The sequence below is a fragment of the Sporosarcina sp. genome (assembly GCF_029257255.1).
In the GTDB taxonomy this organism is placed as follows: Bacteria; Bacillota; Bacilli; order Bacillales_A; family Planococcaceae; genus Sporosarcina.
In genome coordinates, this window is the sequence record NZ_JARICI010000027.1 from 49,247 (window position 1) to 74,427 (window position 25,181).

29 protein-coding genes are annotated in these 25,181 nt (G+C 42.8%); 25 read left to right on the forward strand and 4 right to left on the reverse strand.

Features of this window, described 5'->3' with window-relative positions:
* Positions 1–69 precede the first annotated feature (69 nt).
* The 10 genes from Q1J64_RS06680 (at position 70) to Q1J64_RS06720 (ending at position 9,784) form a co-directional block, all read left to right on the forward strand.
* Positions 70–1,014 carry an MBL fold metallo-hydrolase gene (locus tag Q1J64_RS06680; protein WP_301108302.1) on the forward strand — a complete coding sequence of 315 codons (945 nt, stop codon included), beginning with the start codon at positions 70–72 and terminating at the stop codon, positions 1,012–1,014.
* Positions 1,001–1,756 carry an SDR family NAD(P)-dependent oxidoreductase gene (locus tag Q1J64_RS06685; RefSeq protein WP_301108303.1) on the forward strand — a complete coding sequence of 252 codons (756 nt, stop codon included), beginning with the start codon at positions 1,001–1,003 and terminating at the stop codon, positions 1,754–1,756. The genes Q1J64_RS06680 and Q1J64_RS06685 overlap by 14 nt, the downstream gene beginning before the upstream one ends.
* Before the next feature lie 306 nt (positions 1,757–2,062).
* A complete protein-coding gene (locus Q1J64_RS06690) occupies positions 2,063–3,313 on the forward strand; it encodes a YbfB/YjiJ family MFS transporter (protein WP_301108304.1) in 1,251 nt (416 codons plus the stop codon).
* A 62-nt stretch (positions 3,314–3,375) separates the two neighbouring features.
* Positions 3,376–3,987, forward strand: a complete 612-nt coding sequence (locus Q1J64_RS06695; RefSeq protein WP_301108305.1) for a transglutaminase-like domain-containing protein — start codon at positions 3,376–3,378, stop codon at positions 3,985–3,987.
* 220 nt (positions 3,988–4,207) lie between these two features.
* Entirely contained in the window at positions 4,208–4,459 is a 252-nt protein-coding gene (locus Q1J64_RS16675; RefSeq protein WP_367183457.1) for a squalene/phytoene synthase family protein, read from the forward strand.
* Between the two features lie 128 nt (positions 4,460–4,587).
* Positions 4,588–5,037, forward strand: coding sequence for a squalene/phytoene synthase family protein (locus Q1J64_RS16680; protein WP_367183456.1), 450 nt, complete (start codon positions 4,588–4,590; stop codon positions 5,035–5,037).
* Between the two features lie 22 nt (positions 5,038–5,059).
* Positions 5,060–6,802, forward strand: coding sequence for a sensor histidine kinase (locus Q1J64_RS06705; protein ID WP_301108306.1), 1,743 nt, complete (start codon positions 5,060–5,062; stop codon positions 6,800–6,802).
* Positions 6,795–7,526, forward strand: a complete 732-nt coding sequence (locus Q1J64_RS06710) for a LytR/AlgR family response regulator transcription factor (RefSeq protein ID WP_301108307.1) — start codon at positions 6,795–6,797, stop codon at positions 7,524–7,526. The genes Q1J64_RS06705 and Q1J64_RS06710 overlap by 8 nt, the downstream gene beginning before the upstream one ends.
* Before the next feature lie 133 nt (positions 7,527–7,659).
* Positions 7,660–9,117 (forward strand): carbon starvation CstA family protein, encoded by a 1,458-nt coding sequence (locus Q1J64_RS06715; protein WP_301108308.1) that lies wholly within the window; start codon positions 7,660–7,662, stop codon positions 9,115–9,117.
* Positions 9,118–9,325: 208 nt separating this feature from the next.
* Positions 9,326–9,784, forward strand: coding sequence for a helix-turn-helix transcriptional regulator (locus Q1J64_RS06720; protein WP_301108309.1), 459 nt, complete (start codon positions 9,326–9,328; stop codon positions 9,782–9,784).
* Positions 9,785–9,862: 78 nt separating this feature from the next.
* On the opposite strand, the gene Q1J64_RS06725 is transcribed toward Q1J64_RS06720, so the two are convergent.
* The gene (locus tag Q1J64_RS06725; RefSeq protein WP_301108310.1) at positions 9,863–10,639 is read right to left on the reverse strand and encodes an NRDE family protein; all 777 of its coding nucleotides are present in this window, start codon (positions 10,637–10,639) and stop codon (positions 9,863–9,865) included.
* 261 nt (positions 10,640–10,900) lie between these two features.
* Between Q1J64_RS06725 and Q1J64_RS06730 the strand changes: the two genes are divergently transcribed.
* The 9 genes from Q1J64_RS06730 to Q1J64_RS06770 all read left to right on the forward strand — a co-directional run bounded on the left by Q1J64_RS06730 (position 10,901) and on the right by Q1J64_RS06770 (position 19,381).
* On the forward strand, positions 10,901–11,653 hold the full coding sequence (locus tag Q1J64_RS06730; RefSeq protein ID WP_301108311.1) for a DUF2087 domain-containing protein: 753 nt from the start codon (positions 10,901–10,903) through the stop codon (positions 11,651–11,653).
* 24 nt (positions 11,654–11,677) lie between these two features.
* Positions 11,678–12,034 carry a GIY-YIG nuclease family protein gene (locus tag Q1J64_RS06735; protein ID WP_301108312.1) on the forward strand — a complete coding sequence of 119 codons (357 nt, stop codon included), beginning with the start codon at positions 11,678–11,680 and terminating at the stop codon, positions 12,032–12,034.
* Between the two features lie 120 nt (positions 12,035–12,154).
* The gene (locus Q1J64_RS06740; RefSeq protein ID WP_301108313.1) at positions 12,155–12,568 is read left to right on the forward strand and encodes a pyridoxamine 5'-phosphate oxidase family protein; all 414 of its coding nucleotides are present in this window, start codon (positions 12,155–12,157) and stop codon (positions 12,566–12,568) included.
* Between the two features lie 169 nt (positions 12,569–12,737).
* Entirely contained in the window at positions 12,738–13,988 is a 1,251-nt protein-coding gene (locus tag Q1J64_RS06745; RefSeq protein WP_301108314.1) for a Y-family DNA polymerase, read from the forward strand.
* A gap of 119 nt (positions 13,989–14,107) precedes the next feature.
* Positions 14,108–15,868, forward strand: coding sequence for an ABC transporter ATP-binding protein (locus Q1J64_RS06750; RefSeq protein WP_301108315.1), 1,761 nt, complete (start codon positions 14,108–14,110; stop codon positions 15,866–15,868).
* Positions 15,861–17,639 carry an ABC transporter ATP-binding protein gene (locus tag Q1J64_RS06755; RefSeq protein WP_301108316.1) on the forward strand — a complete coding sequence of 593 codons (1,779 nt, stop codon included), beginning with the start codon at positions 15,861–15,863 and terminating at the stop codon, positions 17,637–17,639. Before Q1J64_RS06750 ends, Q1J64_RS06755 begins: the two co-directional genes overlap by 8 nt.
* A 136-nt stretch (positions 17,640–17,775) precedes the next feature.
* A complete protein-coding gene (locus Q1J64_RS06760) occupies positions 17,776–18,486 on the forward strand; it encodes a cytochrome c biogenesis protein CcdA (RefSeq protein WP_301108317.1) in 711 nt (236 codons plus the stop codon).
* Positions 18,487–18,540: 54 nt separating this feature from the next.
* Positions 18,541–18,873 carry a thioredoxin family protein gene (locus tag Q1J64_RS06765; protein WP_301108318.1) on the forward strand — a complete coding sequence of 111 codons (333 nt, stop codon included), beginning with the start codon at positions 18,541–18,543 and terminating at the stop codon, positions 18,871–18,873.
* Positions 18,866–19,381 (forward strand): CcdC family protein, encoded by a 516-nt coding sequence (locus Q1J64_RS06770; protein WP_301108319.1) that lies wholly within the window; start codon positions 18,866–18,868, stop codon positions 19,379–19,381. The genes Q1J64_RS06765 and Q1J64_RS06770 overlap by 8 nt, the downstream gene beginning before the upstream one ends.
* Positions 19,382–19,431: 50 nt before the next feature.
* Here Q1J64_RS06770 and Q1J64_RS06775 read toward each other — a convergent pair whose 3' ends face one another.
* Entirely contained in the window at positions 19,432–19,842 is a 411-nt protein-coding gene (locus tag Q1J64_RS06775; RefSeq protein WP_301108328.1) for a DUF2621 domain-containing protein, read from the reverse strand.
* Positions 19,843–19,975: 133 nt separating this feature from the next.
* On the opposite strand from Q1J64_RS06775, the gene Q1J64_RS06780 reads away from it, so the two are divergent.
* From Q1J64_RS06780 to Q1J64_RS06800, 5 genes are all read left to right on the forward strand, one after another.
* The gene (locus Q1J64_RS06780; RefSeq protein WP_301108320.1) at positions 19,976–20,200 is read left to right on the forward strand and encodes a DUF1659 domain-containing protein; all 225 of its coding nucleotides are present in this window, start codon (positions 19,976–19,978) and stop codon (positions 20,198–20,200) included.
* Positions 20,201–20,223: 23 nt separating this feature from the next.
* The gene (locus tag Q1J64_RS06785; RefSeq protein ID WP_301108321.1) at positions 20,224–20,442 is read left to right on the forward strand and encodes a DUF2922 domain-containing protein; all 219 of its coding nucleotides are present in this window, start codon (positions 20,224–20,226) and stop codon (positions 20,440–20,442) included.
* A 66-nt stretch (positions 20,443–20,508) separates the two neighbouring features.
* Entirely contained in the window at positions 20,509–20,637 is a 129-nt protein-coding gene (locus tag Q1J64_RS06790; RefSeq protein ID WP_301108322.1) for a YvrJ family protein, read from the forward strand.
* Between the two features lie 117 nt (positions 20,638–20,754).
* Positions 20,755–21,390, forward strand: coding sequence for an SCO family protein (locus Q1J64_RS06795; RefSeq protein ID WP_301108323.1), 636 nt, complete (start codon positions 20,755–20,757; stop codon positions 21,388–21,390).
* Positions 21,391–21,410: 20 nt separating this feature from the next.
* Positions 21,411–22,091: a lytic transglycosylase domain-containing protein gene (locus Q1J64_RS06800; protein ID WP_301108324.1), complete on the forward strand. Its 681-nt coding sequence runs from the start codon at positions 21,411–21,413 to the stop codon at positions 22,089–22,091.
* Positions 22,092–22,137: 46 nt separating this feature from the next.
* Here Q1J64_RS06800 and Q1J64_RS06805 read toward each other — a convergent pair whose 3' ends face one another.
* Positions 22,138–22,392: a GlsB/YeaQ/YmgE family stress response membrane protein gene (locus Q1J64_RS06805; protein ID WP_085426187.1), complete on the reverse strand. Its 255-nt coding sequence runs from the start codon at positions 22,390–22,392 to the stop codon at positions 22,138–22,140.
* Between the two features lie 143 nt (positions 22,393–22,535).
* Positions 22,536–23,084 carry a cysteine hydrolase family protein gene (locus Q1J64_RS06810; RefSeq protein ID WP_301108325.1) on the reverse strand — a complete coding sequence of 183 codons (549 nt, stop codon included), beginning with the start codon at positions 23,082–23,084 and terminating at the stop codon, positions 22,536–22,538.
* 337 nt (positions 23,085–23,421) lie between these two features.
* Between Q1J64_RS06810 and acnA the strand changes: the two genes are divergently transcribed.
* On the forward strand, positions 23,422–25,181 hold a 1,760-nt coding region (acnA, locus tag Q1J64_RS06815; protein WP_301108326.1), incomplete at its 3' end, for an aconitate hydratase AcnA.

Below are 25,181 nucleotides of genomic sequence, written 5' to 3' on the forward strand. Positions count from 1 at the left end.
TGCGTGACGCCTTTGCTAAAAGAGAGTACAATAGACTGAACAGTCATTCATTTCCAAGGGGGAACTTATATGATAGCAAAAATAATCACACCTACGCCATTCGCTGTTGGGGATGTCAATTGCTTTTTATTGAAAGGCGATGCATTGACATTAGTTGATGCGGCAACGAAAACACCGGAAGCGCATGAGGTGCTTCGTCTAAAATTAAAAGAGCTCGGTTATACGTTCAATGATATCGAGCAAGTATTCGTTACGCATCACCATCCGGACCATTGCGGCTGGGTAGAAGCGTTCGACCGTGCAGAAATACTTGGCCATCCTTATTTGAATTACTGGTTGTCGCGCGATCGAGAGTTTTTAGAACGACATGATCGTTTTTACGAGCAAAATCTTCATGAAGAGGGTGTGCCCGAAGAGTATTCAAAATGGGCGAAACGCTTCCGCCGTTCTGTTGATCTCATGGGCAATCGGCCATTGGACCGAATAATGAATGAAGGAGACGACTTGCCAGGTCATCCAGGATGGAAAGCGCAGGAATCTCTGGGCCATGCCCAAAGTCATCTATCGTTATTTAATGAAAATGAAGGCATCTTATTGGGTGGTGATCTTTTATTGGAGAAAGTATCATCCAATCCGCTGATCGAGCCTCCATTCAACAAAGAGCAGGGACGTCCGAAAGCATTACTCCAATATAATGCATCACTCACGCGGCTACTGGATTTGCCTGTCAATATTGTCTACGGCGGACATGGCGGGGAAGTGTTGAACGCCCATTCGTTAATTACAGAACGTTTGAGAAAGCAGGATGACCGTGCGATGAAGGTTCTCGGTATGCTGAAAGAAAAGCCTCAAACAGTGTTTGAAATGACTAAGCGTCTGTTCCCAGCAGTCTATGAAAAAGAACTGGGACTGACACTGTCTGAGACGCTTGGCCAACTTGATTATTTAGTAGAAAAAGAATTAATCGACGAAACAATGGATGATAACGGAGTCCATCAGTATGCAATTAGATAAGTCTATTTTAATTACGGGTGCGACGAGCGGTGTAGGTTTGGCATTAGCTAAACGGCTTGCTGGTGCTCGGGGTCTGCATGTAATGGCAACCGGACGCAATGCGCAGGCGCTTGAGCATCTAAAAACACTTGGAGTGGAAGGTTTTTGTGCAGATCTTCGGGATGTAAAGCAGCTGGAGTGGCTGGTGTCACGCATAGGCATTCCAGACGTAATGATCTTTTCAGCTGGAGTGGGAAAGTTTAATTTAGCTCACGAGGCTTCTGATGAAGAAATGCAAGCGATGCTTGAGACGAATGTGCTGGTTCCGATGCAGCTGACAAAACGGCTGCTGCCTTCCATGATGGAACGAAAAAGTGGACATTTATTATTCGTTGGTTCACAGGCAGGGAAGGTCGCGACTCCTAAAACGTCTGTATATGCCGCGACAAAGCACGCATTAATCGGTTATACCAATGCGCTGCGGATGGAAGTTGCGCCTTATCAGATTGATGTATCAGTGATTCATCCTGGACCGATTGACACGCCGTTTATCGATTTAGCAGATCAAACGGGCGGCTATAAGCAAGCGCTGGGGGCCCGGTTGCTCTCTGTGGATAGTGTTGCGTATTCTATTATGGAGATGATCAGCCAGCCGAAAAGGGAAGTGAATCTGCCTAAAATCATGGGGCTGACGAGTAAATTATATGCGCTTGCTCCTTCGACAGTCGAACGCATCGGGCGGTCCTTCTTCTATAAGAAGTAACGAGGTGTATAGATAGTTTTTTGCTTACTTGTATTTTTATGAGTAAGCTTTTTTTGTGTCCGATAATAATATTATGTAAACTAGAATGTTGTTTGAATATTCAGCTGTTAATGATATACTTATTGTGAAGAAGTTCACAAATTAGACATATACTATACAGATTAAATTCAACTTATATAGTTGGATTCGGAAATTCTGCTCCATCCCAGCCATGACCCTACACCTTGACATGCAGACTTTTCAGTGAAGTCAATGAATGAAGCTGTTTATCAAGAATTCAGAATGAATTAGAAGGGATGGGGTCCTATGTTGGCGAAAGAGCACGGACAAAATATTTGGAAATATGCTTTTGTAAGTGTGGCGGTTACGGTCAGTTCGCTCGGATTTGGACGTATGTCGTACGGTATTTTAATGCCGTTCATGAAAGAGAATCTGCAGATGTCTTACAAACAGGCAGGGATGCTCGCAACAACTATTTCAATTGGCTATCTACTAATGGTTATTTTCGTTGGGCTTCTGGCAACGAAATACGGTGCAAAAAAGTTGGTAGTTTTCGGAACTGGCCTTGTCACATTTGGACTGTTTATGCTGGCGGCAGTCGGAAGCTATGGACTCACACTTACCGCCATGTTCCTGCTTGGTATTGGAACCGCTTTTACTTATACGCCGCTGATTACCATATTGGTCGGCTGGTTTCCTAGGAAACGCGGTATGCTGATTGGATTTCTAGTGAGCGGAATGGGACTCGGCACATTAATATCAAGTGCACTGATTCCATTTTTCACAACTTGGTTTGGAGACTTGGGCTGGCGATATCTATGGTTTTCCTATGGAATTTTATCAATTGTTTCCATCATCATCGCTGTAGCTATTTTACGGGACCCTCCTGTACCGTTACTCAAGAAAGAACAGCAGAAGAGAACATTCTGGACACGTGTCTATTTGAATAAACGAGTACTGCGTGTCGCTTTTATCTATGGTCTTGTAGGGTTTGCTTACTTGGTCCCGCAAAGTTTTCTATTCAGTTATATACTGGAAGTCGGCCTGACAAAATTTCAGGCCGGACAGATTATGGCTGTCTGTGGCGTCATGTCAATACTCAGTGGTCCATTATGGGGCGGCGTTTCAGACCGTATCGGAAGAAAGTCTGCATTGCTGTCTACTTTGGGAATTGGAGCAGTTTCACTGATTCTTCCTGTACTGTTTCCAGTCTACCTCGGCTTGATTGCCAGCCAATTCTTATGGGGGATGACAATCGTCGGTATGCTGTCACTCTGCCAGGCGTTGTCTACAGAGCAGGTTCACCCGACATATGCACCGGTAGCGCTCGGCTACGTAACATTTTTCTTCGCTGCTGGACAATTGCTCGGTCCTGGAATTGGCGGCTGGCTGATCGATCATTTTCAACAGATTCCGCTTACGCTGATCATGTGCAGCCTGTTGCTCGCGATGGCTTTTCTGCTATCTTTGGGAATTAAAGAGCATGCAGTCGACGTTGATCTAACGGAACTCGAAGTAAAACCTGTATTATCGTCATTCAGTACGGAAAAGCATTGATCACTACTTTAAATTGTATAATTAATAGAACTTATGTATAATTATACAAAGGAGTGAATGACGTGATGCTGATATGTGAATCAGAAAAACTTGACGATTATTTGAATGAACTTCCAGAAGTGAATTATTCTCATCCGTTAATTATTAATACCATTACCGACCTATTCAATGAAACGCAAACACAAACTGAAAGAATACAAACAGCATTTGAATTCGTACGAGATCAAATTTCGCATTCTTGGGACATAAAAGGTAAACATGTGACATGCAATGCGTCCGATGTATTAACGTATAAAGAAGGAATTTGCTATGCAAAATCCAATCTGTTGGCAGCGCTACTCCGCTCGCAAGGTATTCCGACCGGTTTTTGCTATCAGCGCCTGCTGCTTTTTGATCGTACTAATTCGGTATATTGTATTCACGCTTTAAACGCAGTCTTTTTACAGTCGATAAATAAGTGGATAAAGCTAGATTCCAGAGGGAATAAAAAAGGTATTGATGCTCAATTTTCAGTTAACGAAGAAAAAATAGCATTTTTCGTGAACGAAGAGAATGGGGAAGTAAACTACCCGAAGATTTATACAAAACCCAATATGAAAACGATGGAAGTATTAAAACAACATACGGATCCCACTTTGATGTATACATTACATCTACCTGACAGATTGGAATAGTGTAAACTGTTAATATAAATAACGAGTTTTTCTTCTTACAGTATAGTTAATCAATTACAGAAAGCTGACTCTCCTCATTAGGATATTCAGCTTTTTTCTTTGGATTTTGACAATCTATCCTAAACGACTTAATGTTAGAATGAATGATATAATGAACAGATCCTATAGAAGATTTTCATATGGAATGCACGATTATTGATGGAGGGATTATGAAGTGAAAATGGATACAAAACTACAAAAAGACGCGATGAAAGTATTGAAAGAGACAAGCCGTACTTTCTTCATACCAATCAAACTTCTTGAACCAAATGTAAGGGAAGCCGTAGCATCCGCTTATTTATGCATGCGTGCGATCGACGAGATTGAAGACCATGAACAAATTGATTCATCTGATAAAATCAAACTCCTGAATGAAACTTGTACAATACTTGAAAAGAATATAGCAGACAGCACCCGGTTCAACATGCACTAGATGAACTGTACCTGCCTTATCGTGACCTGCTTCCTGAAGTTACACTTCGCCTTTCGGACTGGATCGATTTCTGTCCTGATACGGTAACCGATAAAGTGCTTGAATCGACTGCGGTCATGGGCAGAGGGATGGCGAAATGGGCGGGGAAAGACTGGATAGTCAAAACTCGCGAAGATTTAGACGATTATACGTATTACGTTGCTGGTCTAGTAGGCGTCATGCTGACAGATATCTGGCGCTGGTATGACGGCACGGAAACAGACAGAGACCTGGCGATTGGATTTGGCCGCGGTCTGCAGTCCGTCAACATCCTCCGTAACTATAAAGAAGATGCCGAACGCGATGTAGACTTCTTCCCGAATGACTGGAAGTTGCCGCAGATGTTCAGCTATGCAGAAGAAAATCTTGCGCTGGCGGACGAGTATATTAAAGATATCAAAACAAAAACCATTTTAAACTTCTGTAAAATTCCGCTGGCTCTTGCGCACAGCACATTGGACGCACTGAAAGAGGGCCGCGAGAAAATGTCACGTACGGAAGTAGTGGCAGTCGTCAATAAAGCTATGCGATCCAAATAACTTAACTAAATGGAGGATGGCGATGTTTGATTTACTCATTATCATGTTTGAACGTGTAGGGATGATCGTCGCTGTCGCTTTCATTTTGACACGGTTTCGATTCTTTCAAAACATGGTCCATCAGGATTTACTGGATCGCAGACAGGAAATGACTGCGATCCTCTTTTTTGGTCTGTTTGGTATTTTTGGTACCTATTTCGGTGTAGCACTAGATATGCAGACGCTTCATTTTAAAAATATGTCTCTTGATCTAACAACCGATGAAGCGATCGCTAACTCCCGCGTAATCGGAGTTGTGGTTGCTGGTTTACTCGGCGGCTACAGGCTTGGGATTGGTGCAGGATTGATTGCTGGAATTCATCGAATGTCGTTAGGAGGATTCACGGCGATTTCCTGCGGTATTTCCACCATTATTTCTGGTGTTCTGGCGGGCTATTTCTATAAAAAGGGCAAGCATACGAGCCTGTTAACCGCATTTTTGATTGGCGCATTTGCCGAAACTGTCCAAATGCTTCTTATTTTACTCATCGCAGATCCATTTCCGAAAGCGCTCTCATTAGTCCAGGCAATCGGACTGCCGATGATTCTGGCAAATGGAATCGGCACTGCGCTTTTTATGCTCATTGCCTATAACGTCCTCAGTGATCAAGAGAAAGTCACGGCACTGCAGGCGCAGAAAACTCTACGTATTGCCGATCAGACAGTAGGTTATTTACGGACAGGGATGAATAAAGAGACGGCTTCAGCTGTCTGTAAGATTTTGCTTGACGAACTGCGTCCCGGTGCAGTCGCAATGACTGATAAGACCGACATTCTGGCGTTCATTGGAAATGAAAAGGGAAGCGTACAGGGTCCCATTCAGACGGATATTACGCGACAAGTCATTCAAAATGGCGAATTAATTGTTGCGGATTTATTTGAACAGTTTGGTAATTCTTGTAGTTCTACATTTAGCGCGGTTGTTATTGCGCCACTAAAGACACGCAATGAAACAGTCGGTACATTGAAACTGTATTATCCTTCCCGGAAAGCAATAACTGACGTCACTACCGAACTCATTGCCGGATTAGCAGAGTTGCTCAGCAATCAGCTGGAAATTGCAGAAGCGGATCATGCCTATCAATTGGCCAAGGAAGCAGAAATCCAAGCGTTGCAGGCACAGATTAGTCCACACTTCTTATTTAATTCGATGAATATCATTATTTCATTGATTCGCACCAATCCTGATGAAGCCAGAAAACTGTTGTCTTCCTTATCGTATTTCCTGCGGCAGAACCTGGAAGGAACCACGGCGAAGATGGTTACCTTACAGCAAGAACTCGCACATGTGGAAGCCTATCTACAGATTGAAGAAGCACGTTTCGTTGACAAGCTGAAGGTCTGTATCGATGCTGAACCTTCTATTATGCAGGAAAAGATTCCACCGCTGACACTACAGCCGCTTGTCGAGAATGCTATTACGCACGGGATTAAAGATATGGATCACAATTCAATCGTGTATATTGCGATTGAAGATACAGTCAATGGAATTTGCATTACAGTTGAAGATAACGGCAAGGGTATTGAACAAGCACGGCTGAATATACTGGGAACTGAACAAGTATCTTCAGAAAAAGGAACTGGACTCGGTCTGTTTAATGTAAATCGGCGTCTGATCATGTCATTTGGCAAAGAGTCAGCTCTAGCAATTGTAAGTGTGCCGAATGAAAGAACGAGAATCTCGTTTCAAATTCCGAAATCGGAGGTGAGTAGGCAAAATGAGTGAATTAATTAGTGCATTGGTTGTGGATGATGAACGCTATGCCAGAGAAGAATTGATATTTCTACTTGAGCAGTTTGAGCAAGTGAAAATCGTCGGGGAAGCAGATTCAGGAGAAACGGCGATTGTCAAAGCGATGCAGCTACAGCCGGACATCGTTTTTCTAGATATCGAGATGCCGAAAGTGGACGGTATGGAAGTTGCCAAGTCATTAAGTGCGCTAAAAAAAGTCCCTTATATCATCTTTGCGACAGCTTATCCTCAATTTGCGGCAGAAGCTTTCCGCATACATGCTCTTGATTACTTATTGAAGCCTTATGATGAAGAACAATTGCGTCAGGCGATTGAACGGGTGGGCGAGGCTTTGTATCCTGCAACAAGTATAGAACTGCCGAAACGCATTGATCGGCTGCCTGTTGAGACAGAAGGGGAAATCCATTACATCGCTGTGCATGACATTTTGTACGTTCATCGTGAGGAGAAGTGGACAAAAATCGTGACGTTCAGCCGGGATTACGAAACAAGAATGACATTAAAAGAATTAGAGGGCAAGCTAATCCCTTCCTCTTTCTTCCGAATTCATAAAAGTATAATAGTGAACCTTGCTCACGTTATTCGTTTGACACCTTGGTTTAACGGTGCTTATCAGCTGGAGCTGGACCGCCGTCCTGAAAAGCTTTCCGTCAGCAGAAATTATGTGAAAGAGCTGAGACATCGACTGGAGGGATAAATGTCTTGCACGTTAATTCCTCTCAGTGCATCTTACTCTTTTATTCTGACATGTTATGAAAAAATGTCATCAGCTTATCCTCTCTTCGATATAATTAATGTAAGCGTTATCATTACGAGGAGGGGGAATTGCTATGATCACATTTTTATTTGCTATTGTTCTATTGATTGTCGGGTACTTCACTTACGGTAAGTACATTGAGAAAATGTTCGGTGTGAAAGAGGATCGCGCAACTCCTGCATATACGAGCGGGGACGGAGTAGACTATGTGCCGATGAGCACAAAAAAGAACTCCTTAATTCAGCTCTTGAATATTGCGGGTGTGGGACCGATCTTCGGACCTATTATGGGAGCATTATACGGACCTGTCGCTTTTATCTGGATTGTCGTGGGTGCGATTTTTGCAGGCGCAGTTCACGACTACTTAACAGGAATGATCTCCATTCGTAACCGCGGTGCACATTTGCCTGAACTGGCTGGTAAGTTTCTTGGAAAAACGATGAAACATATCGTCAACGCTTTTGCACTTCTTTTATTAGTATTAGTCGGTACGGTATTCGTATCCGCACCTGCAGGACTTCTTTATAACTTAATGAATGGCTGGATGGCGATGGGCGTTATCGTCGCGTTAATCTTCCTTTATTACATTTTGGCGACATTACTGCCGATTGACAAGATTATCGGACGCTTCTATCCAATCTTCGGTGCATTACTGATTATTAGTGCGCTTGGGGTAGGGGGGATGATGTTATTCACTGGTGCACCAATTCCTGAATTAACCTTCACGAATATGCATCCCGACAATCTGCCGATCTTCCCATTATTATTCTTAACAATTTCTTGCGGTGCGTTGTCCGGTTTCCATGCCACACAATCACCAATTATCTCACGTACGACACAGAAAGAAAGTCAAGGACGTAAAATTTTCTACGGAATGATGATTGCAGAGGCAATTGTGGCAATGATCTGGGCGGCTGCTGGTATGGCGTTATTCAAAGGCCCGGTTGGTTTGAACGAACTGCTTGCTGCAGGAGGACCTGCACTGATCGTTAGCGAAGCATCTACATTAATGCTCGGTGCTGTCGGCGGAACGCTTGCTATTCTTGGTGTTATTATCCTGCCGATTACTTCAGGCGATACAGCATTCCGAAGTGCACGGATGATTATTGCAGACTATATTAAATACCCGCAAGTGAAACTATTAAGCCGTCTATGGATTGCTCTTCCTATGTTCGTAATTTCAATCATTCTGACACAGGTAGACTTCAATATCCTATGGAGATACTTCTCTTGGGCCAATCAGTCGACAGCCGTAATTGCACTCTTTGTGGGCGCGATGTATCTGTTCATTGCTGGTAAGAACTACTGGGTTGCACTCATTCCCGGAACGTTCATGCTGATGGCGACTACTACTTACATCTTGAACGCAGCCATAGGATTTGGATTACCAATGAATGTCTCCTATATAGGCGCCTCTGTCATCTCGATCTTCCTAGTAGCCTTGTTCTTCTACTCCGCAGTGAAAGCACGTGCTGCACAGATTCCGTTAGAAGAAGATATAACAGGATGGAGAGGCACTGCAGTCGAATAAACGATCTACCACCAGCCTGCTGAATGTAATTGTTCAGCAGGCTTTTCTATGCCTACTGTTCAACAGTTGAGTATGTCAGGCTAGTGTATATATGATAGACTAAGAACAGTACTATAACTAATTACAACATTTATTACTTACTTCTCTAAAAGTAACTAAATACTTTAAAAGTGTATTAATACACTTTTAGTGTAAAAGGGGTGTTTAGATGAATAAGCAGACGGTGATTGATTTAATTCTCCCTCGATTGAAGCTGATCCGGACGGAAATGAATTATACGCAGGATCAAATGGCGGATATATTAGGGATTTCAAAGAAGACTCTTGTTCAGTTGGAGAAAGGGCGCCAAGAGCTGAGCTGGACGGTTGCGGCGGCAGTTTGTGCGTTGTTTCGGGAAAGTGCGTTACTGCGATCGGTCATGGGGGATGATCCGGTGGAATTAGCGGAAATTGCTGTGCATCCGGAGATTCATTCACGTGAGATTGGCTCTGCAGCTGCAGTTAACTGGTGGACGGAAGTTGGTCAGTGGCAGCAATACCGTTTGCAACAACATACTGCGGGCGGGCATTACCGGATTATTGGAGTCGATGGGAAACGCCTTTTCATCACGGGGGATAAAGAAATAGCATTGGCTGAGTTTAAACGGTATATGGATATAGTGATGTGAAGGTATTTGAATACTAATTTTATTAGTATATGAAAATAATGCAGATATTTTATAAGAATAATAAACCCGACCGCATGTTTATGCAGTCGGGTTTTCGATTGTAAAGTTGAATTTTTGTGCAGTGACAAATACTCCATTTTTGAATGTCCGTTCCTCAAAGTACACTTGGTTATCTGAATCTACCAAAAGGACTGTCGTGCAGCGGGTGCCATATTCTTCTGATGCTATGAAAATGGAAGATAGCAGACTTTCTAACTCTTGTCCGACTCCAGTATCCGGCAATTGCTCAGCAGGAAATCTTTCGGCACGCTGCATCATCTCGAATAAAACCTCTGCGTCAATCTCATCTGTACTCTCTGTATACTCCCGCAGAAGTCTTTTTGTCGCTTCCACTTTTGGCCACGGTGTATTAAGTAATGCATTGCTTAGCCCATGAGTGCCGTTTTTCAGGTGTTCGGTTTTCTGTTCGGTATTAGAGTAATAGAACAGTTCTTCACTCGACCCCGCCAGCACATTGAACCCCGTATAGTGATCTCTGTTGTGATGTAATTGTTCCATGAAGTCCTGCGGTGTTTCATTCGACTGCAGATAAGAGGAAACAATGTTCCCCCGCGATAGTTTGCCCGTTTCAGGAAGTGAGATGTCGCGATAATTTGTCAGAGCCGCAATTTTTCCTTGTTTATTGATGCCGAGCCATGTGCCCATTTGCTCCAAGTCTCGTCCCGCCAAAATATCAGGATGATCCTGCCAGAAATCAGCAGGCGCTGTCGGCCGATTGTATGCTTCATCTCTATTGGCCATGAGGATCAGCTTATATTTAGGGTGGCTTTGTAATTGAAACGCTAGTAAACACATAGTTTATAGCCTCCTCGTTACCTATTTTTGGTTAGTGTACCATGCGCCTGCTTGTTTGGCGAGTTGAGTAAGTGTGTTTCTCTTTTTGGAATTTATTTTATAAACGGTGAATCCACTTGTTTGCTAATAGTTAAGCGATAGTAAAGAATGTTTGTTAATTTGTTGACGTTTTATTATAATAGGTTTAATATATTGAATGTAAAGCAAACGAAGCTGTATTTTGTTTGTTTTTAATTAAATAATAAATGGATGTGTTTGTATATGGAGTTGTCAGAGCTTTTTTGGGATGCTTCTTTATCTGAGATGAAGAAAGGTTATATCGAACAGAAGGATTCTTATATTTGCCTGTTATGTGGAACGAAAACAGAAAAAGGAGTTATTTATCCTTATGAAAATGCCTTATATGAAGCTGAGAGATACATGAGAATTCATATTGAATGCACTCATCAGTCTGTTTTTGATTATCTGATTGGGTTAAATAAGAAGCTGACAGGTCTTACAGATCACCAAAGAGATCTTCTTCGTATGTTCTATCAAGGGAAAAGTGATAAAGATGTTCAACAGCAACTGGGAATAGGAAGTCCCTCTACAGTCCGTCATCATCGGTTTGTATTGAAAGAGAAGGAGCGGCAGGCAAAGACATTTTTAGCTATGATGGAACTGCTGAATGAACGGGATGACTATGCTCCTGCTTTTGTCCCTCCTCATGTCACCGCAAAATTGCTAGATGATCGATATGACATTACGGAACAAGAACAGCACGAAACAATTGAAAAGTTCTTTCCTAAAGGAAGTGATGGTACGCTTAAAAAGTTTCCTCCAAAGGAAAAGCAGCGGCTGATTGTTCTGCGGGAGATTGCCAAACAGTTTGATTCAAACAGTACCTACAGCGAGCGGGAAATAAATAATGTTTTAGATGGTATTTATGAAGATTATGTATTAATTAGAAGATATTTAATTGAATATGGTTTTTTGGATCGTGCACAAGACGGAAGTAGCTACTGGCTAAAATAACTGGACGAAAGCAGGAATGGTAAAATGGATCGAAAAAAAGAATTAAAGCAGCTATATAAGGAGACTGAAATTGAGGCTGGTGTTTTTCAAATTAAGAACAACGCCAATCAAAAGGTCTTTGTTGGAAGCACCCGGAATTTTAAAACACTGAACGGTGTGAAATTCAGTCTGGAAACGGGCGTTTATATAAGTGCGCAGCTACAGGAAGATTGGAAAGCGTTTGGCAAAGAAGCTTTTCAAATAGATATTTTAGAAACGCTGAAAAAGAAAGACAGTCCTTATTTTAATGAAAAAGAAGCGTTAGCTGAACTGGAGAATAAATGGCTTGAAAAACTTCAGCCATATGGAGACCGAGGCTATAATTCCAAAAAGCCTGCTTAATTCTCAGCTTTCATCATTGAACTAAGTTTGCTCTCCGGTAATTTGTCGCGACTCTTTTCTCTGTTTAAAAACAGTTCATATGGGAAGAATAAGAGTAATCGCGAAAGGAGCGGACTTTTAATGACTGCAAAAGAAACTGTGAAGAAAATTCTTGACGAAAGTTTCGTCGGGACAATGGCGACGGTGGACAATAATAAGCCATACAGCCGCTATATGACATTTATGAATGAAGGATTGACGCTGTACACTGCGACTAACAAAAAGACGGAAAAAGTGGATGAGCTGCAAGACAATCCTCATACGCATATTTTGCTTGGTTATGAAGGAGAAGGATTCGGCGATTTGTTTGTTGAGTATGCCGGACGTGTAACTATTTCTTCGGATGAAAGCCTGAAAGAGAAAATATGGAATGACCACATGAAGAATTGGTTTGAGGGACCGGATGATCCAAATCTCGTGATTTTGAAGATTGAGCCGGAAGCGATCCGACTGATGAATAAAAAAGGACAGCCGCCAGAAGATATTTCACTCTGATTGCGGATGCCGGCAGCCGACCTTAACGGGTTTGGCTGTTTTTTTTACGTCTGAAAATAATTTGTTGCGGCAATAGGCAGTAAACCCGCTAATTTCCATTGATTGAACAGCGAAGTTTTGGTTATAATACAGGAAAGGAACGTTTGTTCTTATTAGGAGTGAAGGCCATATGGAACAATTACCGAATAAACAAATCGCCTGTATCGATATGCGCAGCTTTTATGCAAGTTGCGCAGCAGCTATTGAAGGGCTGGATGTGATGGAGACACCGATTGCGGTTATCGGCAACATCGAACGCAAGGGAGGTGTTGTCCTGGCCGCTTCGCCGCCGCTCAAAAAACAGTTCGGCATCACGACGGGTATGCGGCTGTATGAAATTCCGAGTGATCCGAGTATCCGGCTGATTGAACCGAAAATGCAGTTTTACATCGATGTATCGATGGAGTTGACAAAGCTGTTGAACCGCTATGTACCGAAAGAAGCGATTCATGTATACAGTATCGATGAAAGCTTTGTTGATTTTACAGGGACGGAAAAGTTATGGGGCCCCTTAGAAAGTCTTATTGATCGGATACAGGATGAGCTGTACCGGCAGTTTCAGTTGCGTTCTGCCTGCGGGGTGGGACCGAATATGCTGCTGTCGAAACTGGCACTTGATCTGGAAGCGAAGAAAACGGGCGTGGCATACTGGACGTATGAAGATGTGCCGGCGAAACTGTGGCCGGTTGCGCCGCTTCACAATATGTGGGGAATCGGACGGAGACTGGAACGGACACTGGAAGATATGGGGATTTATTCGGTCGGTGATTTAGCACGCACACCGCTCGATCATCTTGAGAAGAAGTTCGGCGTCATGGGGAATCAGTTGTATTATCATGCGCACGGTATTGACTATTCGGAACTCGGTTCAGTGTTGATTGAAGGACAGATCAGCTATGGAAAAGGCCAGACCTTGCTGCGCGATTACATAAAGATGGATGAGATTTTAACAGTAGTGCTCGAGATGTGTGAGGATGCGGCGATGCGCACGCGGCTGGCGGGCAAGAAAGGAAGAACGGTCCAGCTGTCTTTCGGTTATTCAAAACATGCGTTCGGCGGCGGGTTTAATCGCAGAAAAACGCTGGCGGAAGCGACTGATCAAACGATGATTATTTACCGCACCTGTATAGAATTGATAGAAATACATCACGACGGCCGGCCAGTCCGCCATATCTCTGTCAGTCTTACCAATCTGGAAGAATCATACGGTTTGCAGCTCAGTTTGTTTGAACCGATGAATTGGAAACAGCAGCAGATCGGGCGCGTGATGGATGAACTGCGGATGAAATATGGGTCGGCATCCATATTACGTGCCGTCTCTGTTACACCAGGAGGAACTGCTTACCGAAGAAATCGATTGATCGGTGGACATTATAAATAGCACCCGATGCTTGAATTATTTCAGAAACCGTAAAATTTAATCTTCGGAACTTCCGGTATGGCAAGCAGTCTGATAAAATCAAATAGAAACTAGGCCGTCTTACGCAAGGAGGAACATATATGAAAGTGTTAGTTGATTTGGGCTGGTTTTTCAAAGAGCGAAAAAAGCAGTATATTATCGGGGTTACTGCCTTAATGCTCGTTGCCATGCTGCAGCTTGCTCCTCCAAAAATTATCGGTATGATTGTGGATGCTGTGGCGGAAGGAACGCTCACTGCGGATATGCTGAAGCAGTGGATGATTATTCTAGCGGCGGCAGGCATCTTGATGTATCTGGGCCGTTATTTATGGCGCGTGATGATCTTTGGTTCGGCCGTTTATTTGGCGCGGACAATGAGAGAGCGATTATTCCAGCATTTTACTCGCATGTCTCCTTCGTTCTATCAGCGCAGGAGAGTCGGGGATTTAATGGCGCACGCGACGAACGACATTAGTGCCGTGCAGCAAACTGCGGGCATGGGGATTTTGACGCTGGCCGATTCAGTGTCGACCGGCGGATTTGTGATCTTGACGATGGCGCTGACAATTAGCTGGAAACTGACGCTGATTGCATTGATTCCAATTCCGTTAATGGTCATTCTGACAAGCTATTACGGCCGTTTGCTGCGCCGGCGTTTTATGGTTGCACAAGAAGCCTTTTCTGATTTAAATGACAAAACACAGGAAAGTATCTCAGGCATCAAAGTGCTGAAAACGTTCGGTCAGCAAAAAGAAGATATTGAGGCATTTACCGAACGCTCAGAAACAGTCGTGCAGAAAAATATGCGCGTCGCTAAAATTGATGCATTATTTGACCCGACGATTGCGTTGATTTTTACAGTTTCTTATATTTTAGCGTTTGTCTTTGGTACACGATTCATCATAGCCGGCGAACTGAAAATTGGCGAACTGATTGCATTTATTTCGTATCTCGGACTTTTAACTTGGCCAATGTTTGCCATTGGTTTCTTATTTAACATTGTAGAACGTGGCAATGCTTCCTACAGCCGAATTCAAGACTTGCTGTCGGTAGAGCAGGAAATACAGGATCGCCCCGGTGCAATTGGAGAGCTGCCTCAAGGAGATATTGTATTTAATATAGGCAGCTTTACATTTCCTGATGATACGGAATCGTCTTTGCGAGATATTCACTTTACATTAAAAAAGGGTGAAACACTCGGCATAGTCGGACGGACAGGATCAGGGAAAACTGCTATCCTAAAACTGCTTATGCGTGAATTTGAAGGGTATACCGGAACTATAACGTATGGCGGGATACCGATCACGCGTTATAAGAAAGAAAATCTGCGGCAAGCGATCGGTTATGTACCGCAAGACCATTTCCTGTTCTCTACGACGCTGGGTGAGAATATCGCCTTTACGAATCCTGCAATTGATCAGGAGGAGATTGTGGCGGCCGCAAAAGCGGCACATATTCACGAAGATATTCTGACGTTTGCTGACGGCTATGAAACGATGGTCGGAGAACGCGGCGTGTCGCTGTCAGGCGGACAAAGACAGCGAGTGTCCATCGCGCGTGCGTTACTGATGAATCCGGAGCTATTACTTTTGGATGACTCGCTTTCAGCGGTAGATGCCAGAACAGAGGAAGCCATCCTGCATTCATTAAAAGAACAACGGACAGGTAAGACAACTGTTATCACATCGCATCGTCTGAGTGCGATTCAACATGCACATCAGATCATTGTAATGGAAGAAGGAAAAGTGGTTGAAATAGGGGACCATCAGAGTTTGCTGCAGAAACAGGGAATCTACAAAGAGATGTATGACCTGCAACAGCTCGAGTCGATTGTGGAGCAAGGAGGCGAGACATATGAATAAGCAGGTGAATCTGTCCGCCAAAGACCAATTAAAAACATTTATGCGTTTGGCACGTTATGTCCTCCCGTTTAAACGCAGTGCATTTATTGCGATGGTGTTGCTGATGATAACCGTTGCAGCAACAGTTGTCGGTCCGCTGATCATCCAGATGTTTATTGATGATCATGTCGTGCCGCGTGAATTTCCTGCACGGCAGGTCTGGATCATAGCAATCGCTTATGTGGGACTGCAACTGGTGAATGTGATTGCGCTGTATTTTGAAACGCTGCGTTTTCAGGAACTCGCGCTGTCAATCATTCAGCAATTACGAATTGATGTATTTACGAAAGTACAAAAGCTAGGATTGCGTTATTTTGATCAGACACCCGCAGGCGGCATCGTTTCACGGGTTACGAACGATACGGAGTCGATCAAGGAAATGTTCGACAATGTGGCGGTAACATTTTTGCAGGCGATTTTCGGCCTGATCGGCGTCTATATTGCGCTATTTTCATTAGATGCGAGATTGGCAGTTTATACACTGGTGTTGTTGCCGTTGTTCTTGGTGATTGTATCGGTATACCGCTATTACAGTGCCGATTTTTACCAGGATATCCGCGAACGACTCAGTCAGCTGAATGCGAAAATTTCAGAGTCGCTATCGGGAATGGGAATGATTCAGGCGTTTCGTCAGGAAAAACGACTGTCTGACGAATTTATTAAGGTCAATGAGGGGCATTATCGTGCAGGTATGCGAAACATCAAGTTCGACAGTCTGCTTCTCGGACCGTTTATCGATTTACTGTATACTGCAACGGTCATTGCGGCGCTCAGTTACTTTGGGGTAACATCATTAACAACTGCAGTGGATGTTGGAATCATCTATGCATTTACTGCTTTGCTTACCCGTCTGTTCCAGCCGGTTCAGCAAGTGATGCAGCGGATGTCCATGTTCCAGCAGGCAATTGTTTCTGCTTCACGTGTTTTCGCATTAATTGACGATCCGCGGATGGAGCCTGTACAAACAGCGCAAGTAGATAAAAAAATAACAGAAGGAAAGATTGAATTCCGTAATGTGACGTTCAGCTATGACGGCAAAAATGACGTGCTGAAAGATATTTCATTCACTGCAAACGCGGGAGAAACAGTGGCGCTGGTCGGCCATACCGGCAGCGGCAAGAGTTCCATTATTAACTTGTTCATGCGTTTCTATGAATATGAACAAGGGGAGATCCTGATTGATGGTGTTTCATTGAAAGACTATTCAATGGAAGAGTTGCGAATGAAAGTCGGATTGGTTCTGCAGGATCCGTTCATGTTCTACGGAGATATTACAAGCAACATCCGTCTGCATAACAGCGCGCTGACAGATCAGGATGTCAGGGAAGCAGCTGAATTTGTACAGGCAGACCGTTTTATTGAGGAGTTTCCGGAGGGCTATCAGCATAAAGTGTCAGAAAGAGGTTCTACATTCTCGAGCGGACAGCGTCAGTTGATCGCATTTGCACGGACAATGGCTATGCAGCCGAAGATCTTAGTGCTCGACGAAGCAACGGCCAACATTGATACGGAGACCGAAGTAGCCATTCAGGCGAGTCTTGCGAAAATGCGGGAAGGCCGCACGACGATTGCGATTGCCCATCGACTCAGTACGGTACAGGATGCGGAATTAATTTTGGTGCTTCATCATGGTGAAATTGTTGAAAAAGGGACACATCATGAATTACTTGCAAGAAAAGGATTGTATTACACGATGTATGAACTGCAAAACGGTGAACAGGAGAATATCTGAGAAACTGTCAAAAAGATTTCACAAACAAATGAAGCGTAATCTATAGACAGTTTTGGTACGATGGAGTGGGAAAGTTGGCGGCATAGAAATGATCTGTCAGCTTTCTACTATTCCTAATCATGAAGGAGGAATTACTTTGGGGGCGGATGTTAATATATTTTTTGCGTTCGGAGCGGGTTTTTTAAGTTTTATTTCTCCGTGCGTGCTGCCACTATACCCGGCCTTTATATCGTATATTACCGGTATGTCACTGGATGATTTAGGTGATAAGTCAAAAGGAATGAGCCGTACTGGTATTTTACATACGCTGTTCTTTTTACTCGGGTTCTCTGTTGTATTCGTCATCCTGGGATTCAGTACATCGTTTATTGGCGCGATTTTCTTACAGTATCAAGATTTAATCCGTCAGCTTGGCGCGATTTTCATCGTGATCTTTGGTTTGATGACGATTGGATTATTCAAACCGGAATTTTTGATGAAAGAGAAAAAACTGCAATTTAAAAACCGTCCGGCCGGTTATCTCGGTACGGCGCTGATCGGACTTGCTTTTTCGGCAGGTTGGCAGCCATGTATGGGCCCCATCATTGGCGCGATCATCTATCTGGCGGCTACTAACCCGGCTTCGAGTATGTTGTATATGATGCTTTATGTACTTGGATTTGCGATTCCATTCTTTTTCTTGTCATTCTTCATTACAAGAATCGGCTGGATCCGCAAACACAGTATGAAGATCACGAAAGCCGGCGGATATTTGATGATTGTCTTCGGTATCGTACTGTTCTTTAATGGAATGGTATATTTCACTAGTTTGCTCAGTCCGATTTTCGGTGATTTCCAAGGCTTCTAATCGAGGTTTTGCTGAATATGGACAAAAGACTACCAAACAGAAAAGAGGTGCAATATGAAAGAAATACATTCTTTTGACGAGTGGCAAAGCATATTAAGCGAATCCAGACAGTTATTGTTGTTTGTCAAAACCAATCATTGTTCTGTCTGTGAAGGACTGTATCCTCAAGTGGCGGCTCTTCAGGAGTCCTATGCGTTTCCGTTTTATCGGGTGAACGCAGCGGAAGTTCCTGAAATGGCGGGTCAATTGGAACTCTTTACAGCTCCCGTTGTACTATTATTCCATGAGCAAAGAGAAATGGCGCGTTTTGCCAGAATCATTCCGATGAATGATTTGACAAGACGACTAGATGATCTGGAGGAGTGGGGGAAGGCGGAAGATGAGTAAGCTGCAGGAATGGGTTGATTATATTTTCAATAACATTCCGCCAGTCTTCCTGATTATTGTTTCAACAGTTGTTTTTATTGTCATGACGACGATTGTTTATACGATGCGTGCGAAAGCTTCTAATAAGCCGATCCAAGTTAAGAAAATCATACTGCCCCCGTTGTTCATGTCGACAGGAATGCTAATGTTCTTATTTGATGAGTTTCAGGTTCCGTGGATACAGGTTCTCGAAGCGAGTCTCGTCGGATTAGTGTTTTCCACATTCCTGATCAAAACGACTACGTTTGAATTGAAGCAAGAAGGGATTTACTTAAAGAAATCAAAGGTTTTCTTTATTATTCTGTTTAGTCTGCTGATTGTGCGGATGGTTGGTAAAATTATACTTAGCAACACGATCGATGTAGGTGAGCTTGGCGGAATGTTCTTTATTCTTGCATTTTCTATGATTCTGCCTTGGCGTGTTGGAATGCTCGTGAAATATAAGAAACTTGAAAAAAGCGTAAAATAAAAGCAATCTGTCCCTATATGGACAGATTGCTTTTTTTACTTATTTATCTATCAGCCAAATAAATGCTCATATGGCTGCATGTCTACATCCATTTCATTCAGCTTTTTACGGAGGAAATTGTGATCCCGCTTTGGCGTCGCAAGAATATATCCTTTAATAATATGGTCGAATTCAATTGTTTTCGCACGATCTTCTAACGCGATCTGTCCAATTTTCGAAGCGATTTTTTGCTTTGCTACATCACGGAATAATTCAGGTACCGGTGTAACCAGTTCATTTAACATGCTCTTAGCTTCGGTATTCCATAAATGCAGTGATTTATTCACATAATGCTCTTCCCAGTCTAATGTCGATTTGCCGTCTTCTTTCGGAAAAACCTTTAGGAACTTACGAAACATGAAAAATCCGCCAATACCGAATAACCCGATCATTACAATACCCCAGAATAGAATAAACCACATAAATAGGTCTTGCACTGTTATTCACCTCTTCCATATCTACTCTCCATTATAGAATCAATTGAAAAATATTTCACTAACAAAGTATCTCTTTTGTTTTTTCATTCTATATAGAGGGTGAAAGGAGGTGATACTTATGGCAGCTTCACTAGAATTCAATCATGCAGTCGGTAAAATTCACTTCAACGCCGGCACGAATGAAAAGGGCAGTATCATTCGCAAAATCAAAACGTATAAGAATCTCAACAGCCAGTCTTCAGCAGACAGCCTACATGTCGCATTGACTCAATTAGCTTCGTTATCAAGTTACTTGCTGATCAAAGTTGAGAAGGTCGTAACAGAGGAAGTACAAAATGACTAAGGACGAAAAGGAGGAACAAGCAAATGGCAAAAGTATTGGAATTGAACTTTCTGACTGCAGCTGAAGAACCGGTGAAATTGACTGTGGATGCTCCAAGAGAAGATGTAACAGCTGAACAAGTGGAGTCTGCTATGCAGCAAATGATCAACAGTGGAGTATTTGTTGTGGAAGATTCTCCGTTGGCACATATTAAAAGCGCACGGATTGTAGAGCGGGATACGCAAGTGTTATTGGCACGTTAATAGAAAGTGCCGGCATTCTACGGGATGCCGGTTTTTTTACATTCAAATAGATAGGAGGAGACATATATGGAGCATTGGCTACAACTCATTCAGGACGTAGGATTTCCGATATTTGTATCGTTTTACCTGCTGCACAGGCTCGAAGTGAAGCTAGAAGCAATCCATGAAGTTCTCTCCGATATAAAAGACCGATAAACTTCATGAGAACTTCATGAAACCGTCAATGTTTAGCCAAATAGGAACAGACCACCGTCTTGTTTGATATGAAAACTTTCGTTATGATAAAGTGACTATCAAAAGGTGGAGGAATCAATGATGAAGAAAAAGTTTTTGGTGCCGGTGACACTCATATTTGTACTGATGTTGAGTGCATGCGGAGGCGGTTTCAAGCCCGATCACAAGTATAAGGTGGAACCATTTGAATTTACCAATCAAGATCATGAAAAAGTATCGAATGAAGATTTGAAAGGCGAAGTATGGCTGGCGCAGTTTATTTTCACAGTTTGTGAAGATGCATGCCCTCCAATGATGAGCAATATGTTCACGCTGCAAAAGAAACTGCAGGAAAAAGATGTGGAAGATTATAAAGTTGTAGCCTTCAGTATTGATCCTGAAACGGATACGCCAGAGGCTTTAAAAAATTATATGGAAGCATTTGTCGCTCTTACAGACAATGATAAAGAAGAACTCGGAGTTGACGATCAGCATCTGCGTGATAAATGGGAGCTGCTCACTGGCTATGATATGAAAACGATCGAAAAACTGGCGGCATCTTCATTTAAACAAGTCGTGAAAGAAATTCCAAACAGTAATCAAGTACTGCACAGTGTTTCATTTGGTCTGGTGAATCGGGACGGGGAAGTCGTAAAACTATATGACGGGAAAGATGATGTCCCTTATGATACAATTGTAAAAGACATGAAAGCGCTGATAAAAGAAGGCAACTAAGATGAGGAAGGGGTGAGGCAATGAAGAAAAAGAAGGTCAGTCGGTCGATCCGTATAAAAGTAGCCTTCTTGATCTTTTTAATACCCGTTGCCGTCACCGTCTTCACGATTGCTGCAATCCTTTGGACAAGCATCGAAAAAAATGACGTTATCAGAAAATCTGCCTCGACTCTGTTAAGCATGCAGGACAGGCAGACCGGTACCGCGATCCCGGAAGAATATATTCCGATTTACATTGCAGCAGGCAAAGAATATGGCATTCCGTGGACGTTGCTCGCAGCGCATCACCGGATTGAGACGCGATTCAGTACGATGCATGCCGATGTATCCCATGCCGGTGCTGAAGGCCCGATGCAATTTATGCCTTGTACATTTGTCGGCTGGGGCTATCCGGGATGCAAAGATCTTGGCAAGGGAAGTATTCCTCAAAAAGATAAAACCGATCCTGTTGTTATTAAAAAATATGGCGGTTACGGTGTAGATGCAAACGGGGACGGAATTGCAGATCCGTTTAATATCGAAGATGCGATATTCAGTGCAGCGAATTATCTGTCCAAAAGCGGAGCGGCTGACGGTCAGATAGAAAAAGCAATCTTTCACTATAATCACAGTGAAACATATGTGGAAGATGTGCTTTGGTATTTTAATGAATTTGAAGAACAGCGTAAAGCGAATGAATCAAAAATACAAGCAGCCAAATAAAAAAGTGGAGCTTCCAATTTAGGAAGACTCCACTTTTTTGTCTAAATTAAGATGCTTTGCGCATACTCTTCATAATCAGACTGACAATGAATACCAGTACGATTGCACCGATTAATGCTGGTAAAAAGTAGAAACTAGAGATCTGTGGACCCCATTCGCCTAGCAGTGCACCACCGATCCATGCACCTACAATACCTGCAATAATGTTACCAATAATACCACCTGGAATATCTCTACCTACAATAAGGCCAGCTAACCAACCAATGATACCTCCGATAATTAAGAACCAAAGAAAACTCATTCTGTTCATCTCCTTTAAGAATTTGTGTGTATCTCTTGCTTAGTATTTGTATTACCAATTTTTTAATACATGAAACCTTTTTTATTCGGAAGATAAAAATAAAAGAGTTCAGACAGTTTTTTTACTGCTGAACTTTTGTGTGATTAATTAGGTATGACAGTTGCGCCGAGAGAGCTCTGGAAATGCGACAGCGCCCAATCGTGACCTGATGGATTAAAGCTTGCAACGCCGCCTTGATGAACAAAAATTTTATAGCCTTTATTGTAGGCATCCACTGCGGTATGTAAAATGCAGATATCCGTACAGACGCCTGTCAGATGAATTTCTGAAATGTTGCGTGCGCGAAGCTGTATATCTAAATCAGTGCCAGCAAATGCGCTGTATCTTGTTTTATCCATCCACATAATTTCTTGTTCATGCTCTTTATAAAGATCATTCATTTTGCCGTAGAGATTTCTTCCTGCTGTTCCTCGGATATTGTGAGGAGGGAACAGGGCACTTTCCGGATGGTATGGATCGTTTTTTTCATGGAGATCATTAATGACAAAAACGGGATGCTGCTGTTTGAGGAAGTCCTCTGTTAACTGTGTGATATAATCTTCGAGCGCAATTCCCGGCTCACCGCAAGTCAATGCTCCATCAATCGCCACAAAATCTACTGTATAATCTACGACTAATAATGCTTTATTCAATTTCATCAGCTCCTTTGCTATTATTTTGGCATAGTGGCTGATGAATATCCAGACATCTGTAAAGACAGCTGAATAAAAAATAATTTCCAACACTTCGAAAGACAGAATTTGGGTGATAAGTCGTGTAAAGTAAAAAATTCCCAGTGAAACATCGTCTATTTGAGAATCCAAATGACTAATTGAGAATTCTTAATGATAATTGATTTAGTCATTGGTTTTTCTTATGTCATCCTATAATTTATATGTATTTTACTAATCTTCTTTGCTATACTATGATGGAGTAGAGGAAAGATGTGCTTTTATGATCTTTCAGTATATAAAGGGAGGAAACCAAATCATGGCAAAAAGCAATTTACACAATAGCCGCCAGTCTTTCGAAGTGAATGGAAAGACGTATAACTACTACCGCCTAAAAGCTTTAGAAGAAGCAGGCCTTTCAAAAATTTCTAAACTTCCTTATTCAGTGAGAGTACTACTGGAATCAGTTCTTCGTCAGCACGACGGATACGTAATCAAGGACGAGCACGTAGAAGACTTGGCGAAATGGGGCACTGTACAGAATGCAGATGCTGAAGTTCCATTCAAACCTTCACGTGTAATCCTTCAAGACTTCACAGGTGTTCCTGTTGTAGTTGACCTTGCATCATTGCGTTCTGCAATGAAAGAACAAGGCGGAGATCCTAATAAAATCAACCCTGAAATCCCAGTGGATCTAGTAATTGACCACTCAGTACAAGTAGACAGCTACGGTACACCACAGGCTCTTCAGATGAATATGGAGCTTGAATTCGAGCGTAACGCTGAGCGTTATCAGTTCTTAAGCTGGGCTCAAAAAGCATATGACAACTACCGTGCAGTACCGCCTGCAACAGGTATCGTTCACCAAGTAAACTTGGAGTACCTTGCAAATGTTGTTCACGCAATCGAAGGTGAAGACGGCACATTCGAAACATACCCTGATACATTGGTAGGAACTGACTCCCACACGACAATGATCAACGGTATCGGAGTACTTGGATGGGGTGTTGGCGGAATTGAAGCTGAAGCAGGAATGCTGGGACAGCCTTCATACTTCCCAATCCCTGAAGTAATCGGCGTTAAATTGGTTGGAGAACTTCCAGATGGAACAACTGCAACTGACTTAGCATTGAAAGTAACTGAAACACTTCGTGCACAAGGCGTGGTAGGTAAGTTCGTTGAGTTCTTCGGACCAGGCGTATCTCAACTACCTCTTGCTGACCGTGCAACAATTGCTAACATGGCGCCTGAATATGGTGCTACTTGTGGATTCTTCCCGGTTGACGAAGAAGCATTGAACTACATGCGTCTAACTGGCCGCGATGAAAACCATATCGCTGTAACGAAGCAATACTTGATCGAAAACGATATGTTCTTTACTCCTGAAAAGGAAGAGCCGACATTCACTAAAGTGGTGGAAATTGACCTAAGTGATATCGCTGCAAACCTTTCAGGTCCTAAGCGTCCACAAGACTTGATTCCATTGACTGAAATGCAGCAGTCTTTCAAAGACGCAGTTGTTGCTCCAGAAGGAACACAAGGCTTTGGTTTAACGCCAAAAGAACTTGAGAAAAAAGGTACTATCAAGTTTGAAGACGGCCGCAAGGTTGAGTTGAAAACTGGTGATGTTGCAATCGCAGCAATTACTTCTTGTACAAACACTTCAAACCCTTACGTAATGTTAGCGGCTGGATTGGTTGCGAAGAAAGCTGTTGAAAAAGGACTTACACCACCTGCTTATGTTAAGACTTCATTGGCACCAGGTTCTAAAGTTGTAACAGGCTACTTGAACGATTCAGGTCTATCTGATTATTTGGATAAAATCGGATTCAACACAGTAGGTTACGGATGTACTACATGTATCGGTAACTCCGGTCCATTGCTTCCGGAAATTGAAAAAACAATTGGCGACGAAGATCTTCTAGTTACATCTGTCCTTTCAGGTAACCGTAACTTTGAAGGCCGCGTACACCCATTCGTTAAAGCGAACTACTTGGCTTCACCTCCACTAGTTGTAGCATACGCACTAGCTGGAACAGTGAACATTGACTTCGCAAAAGATCCAATCGGAACGGACAA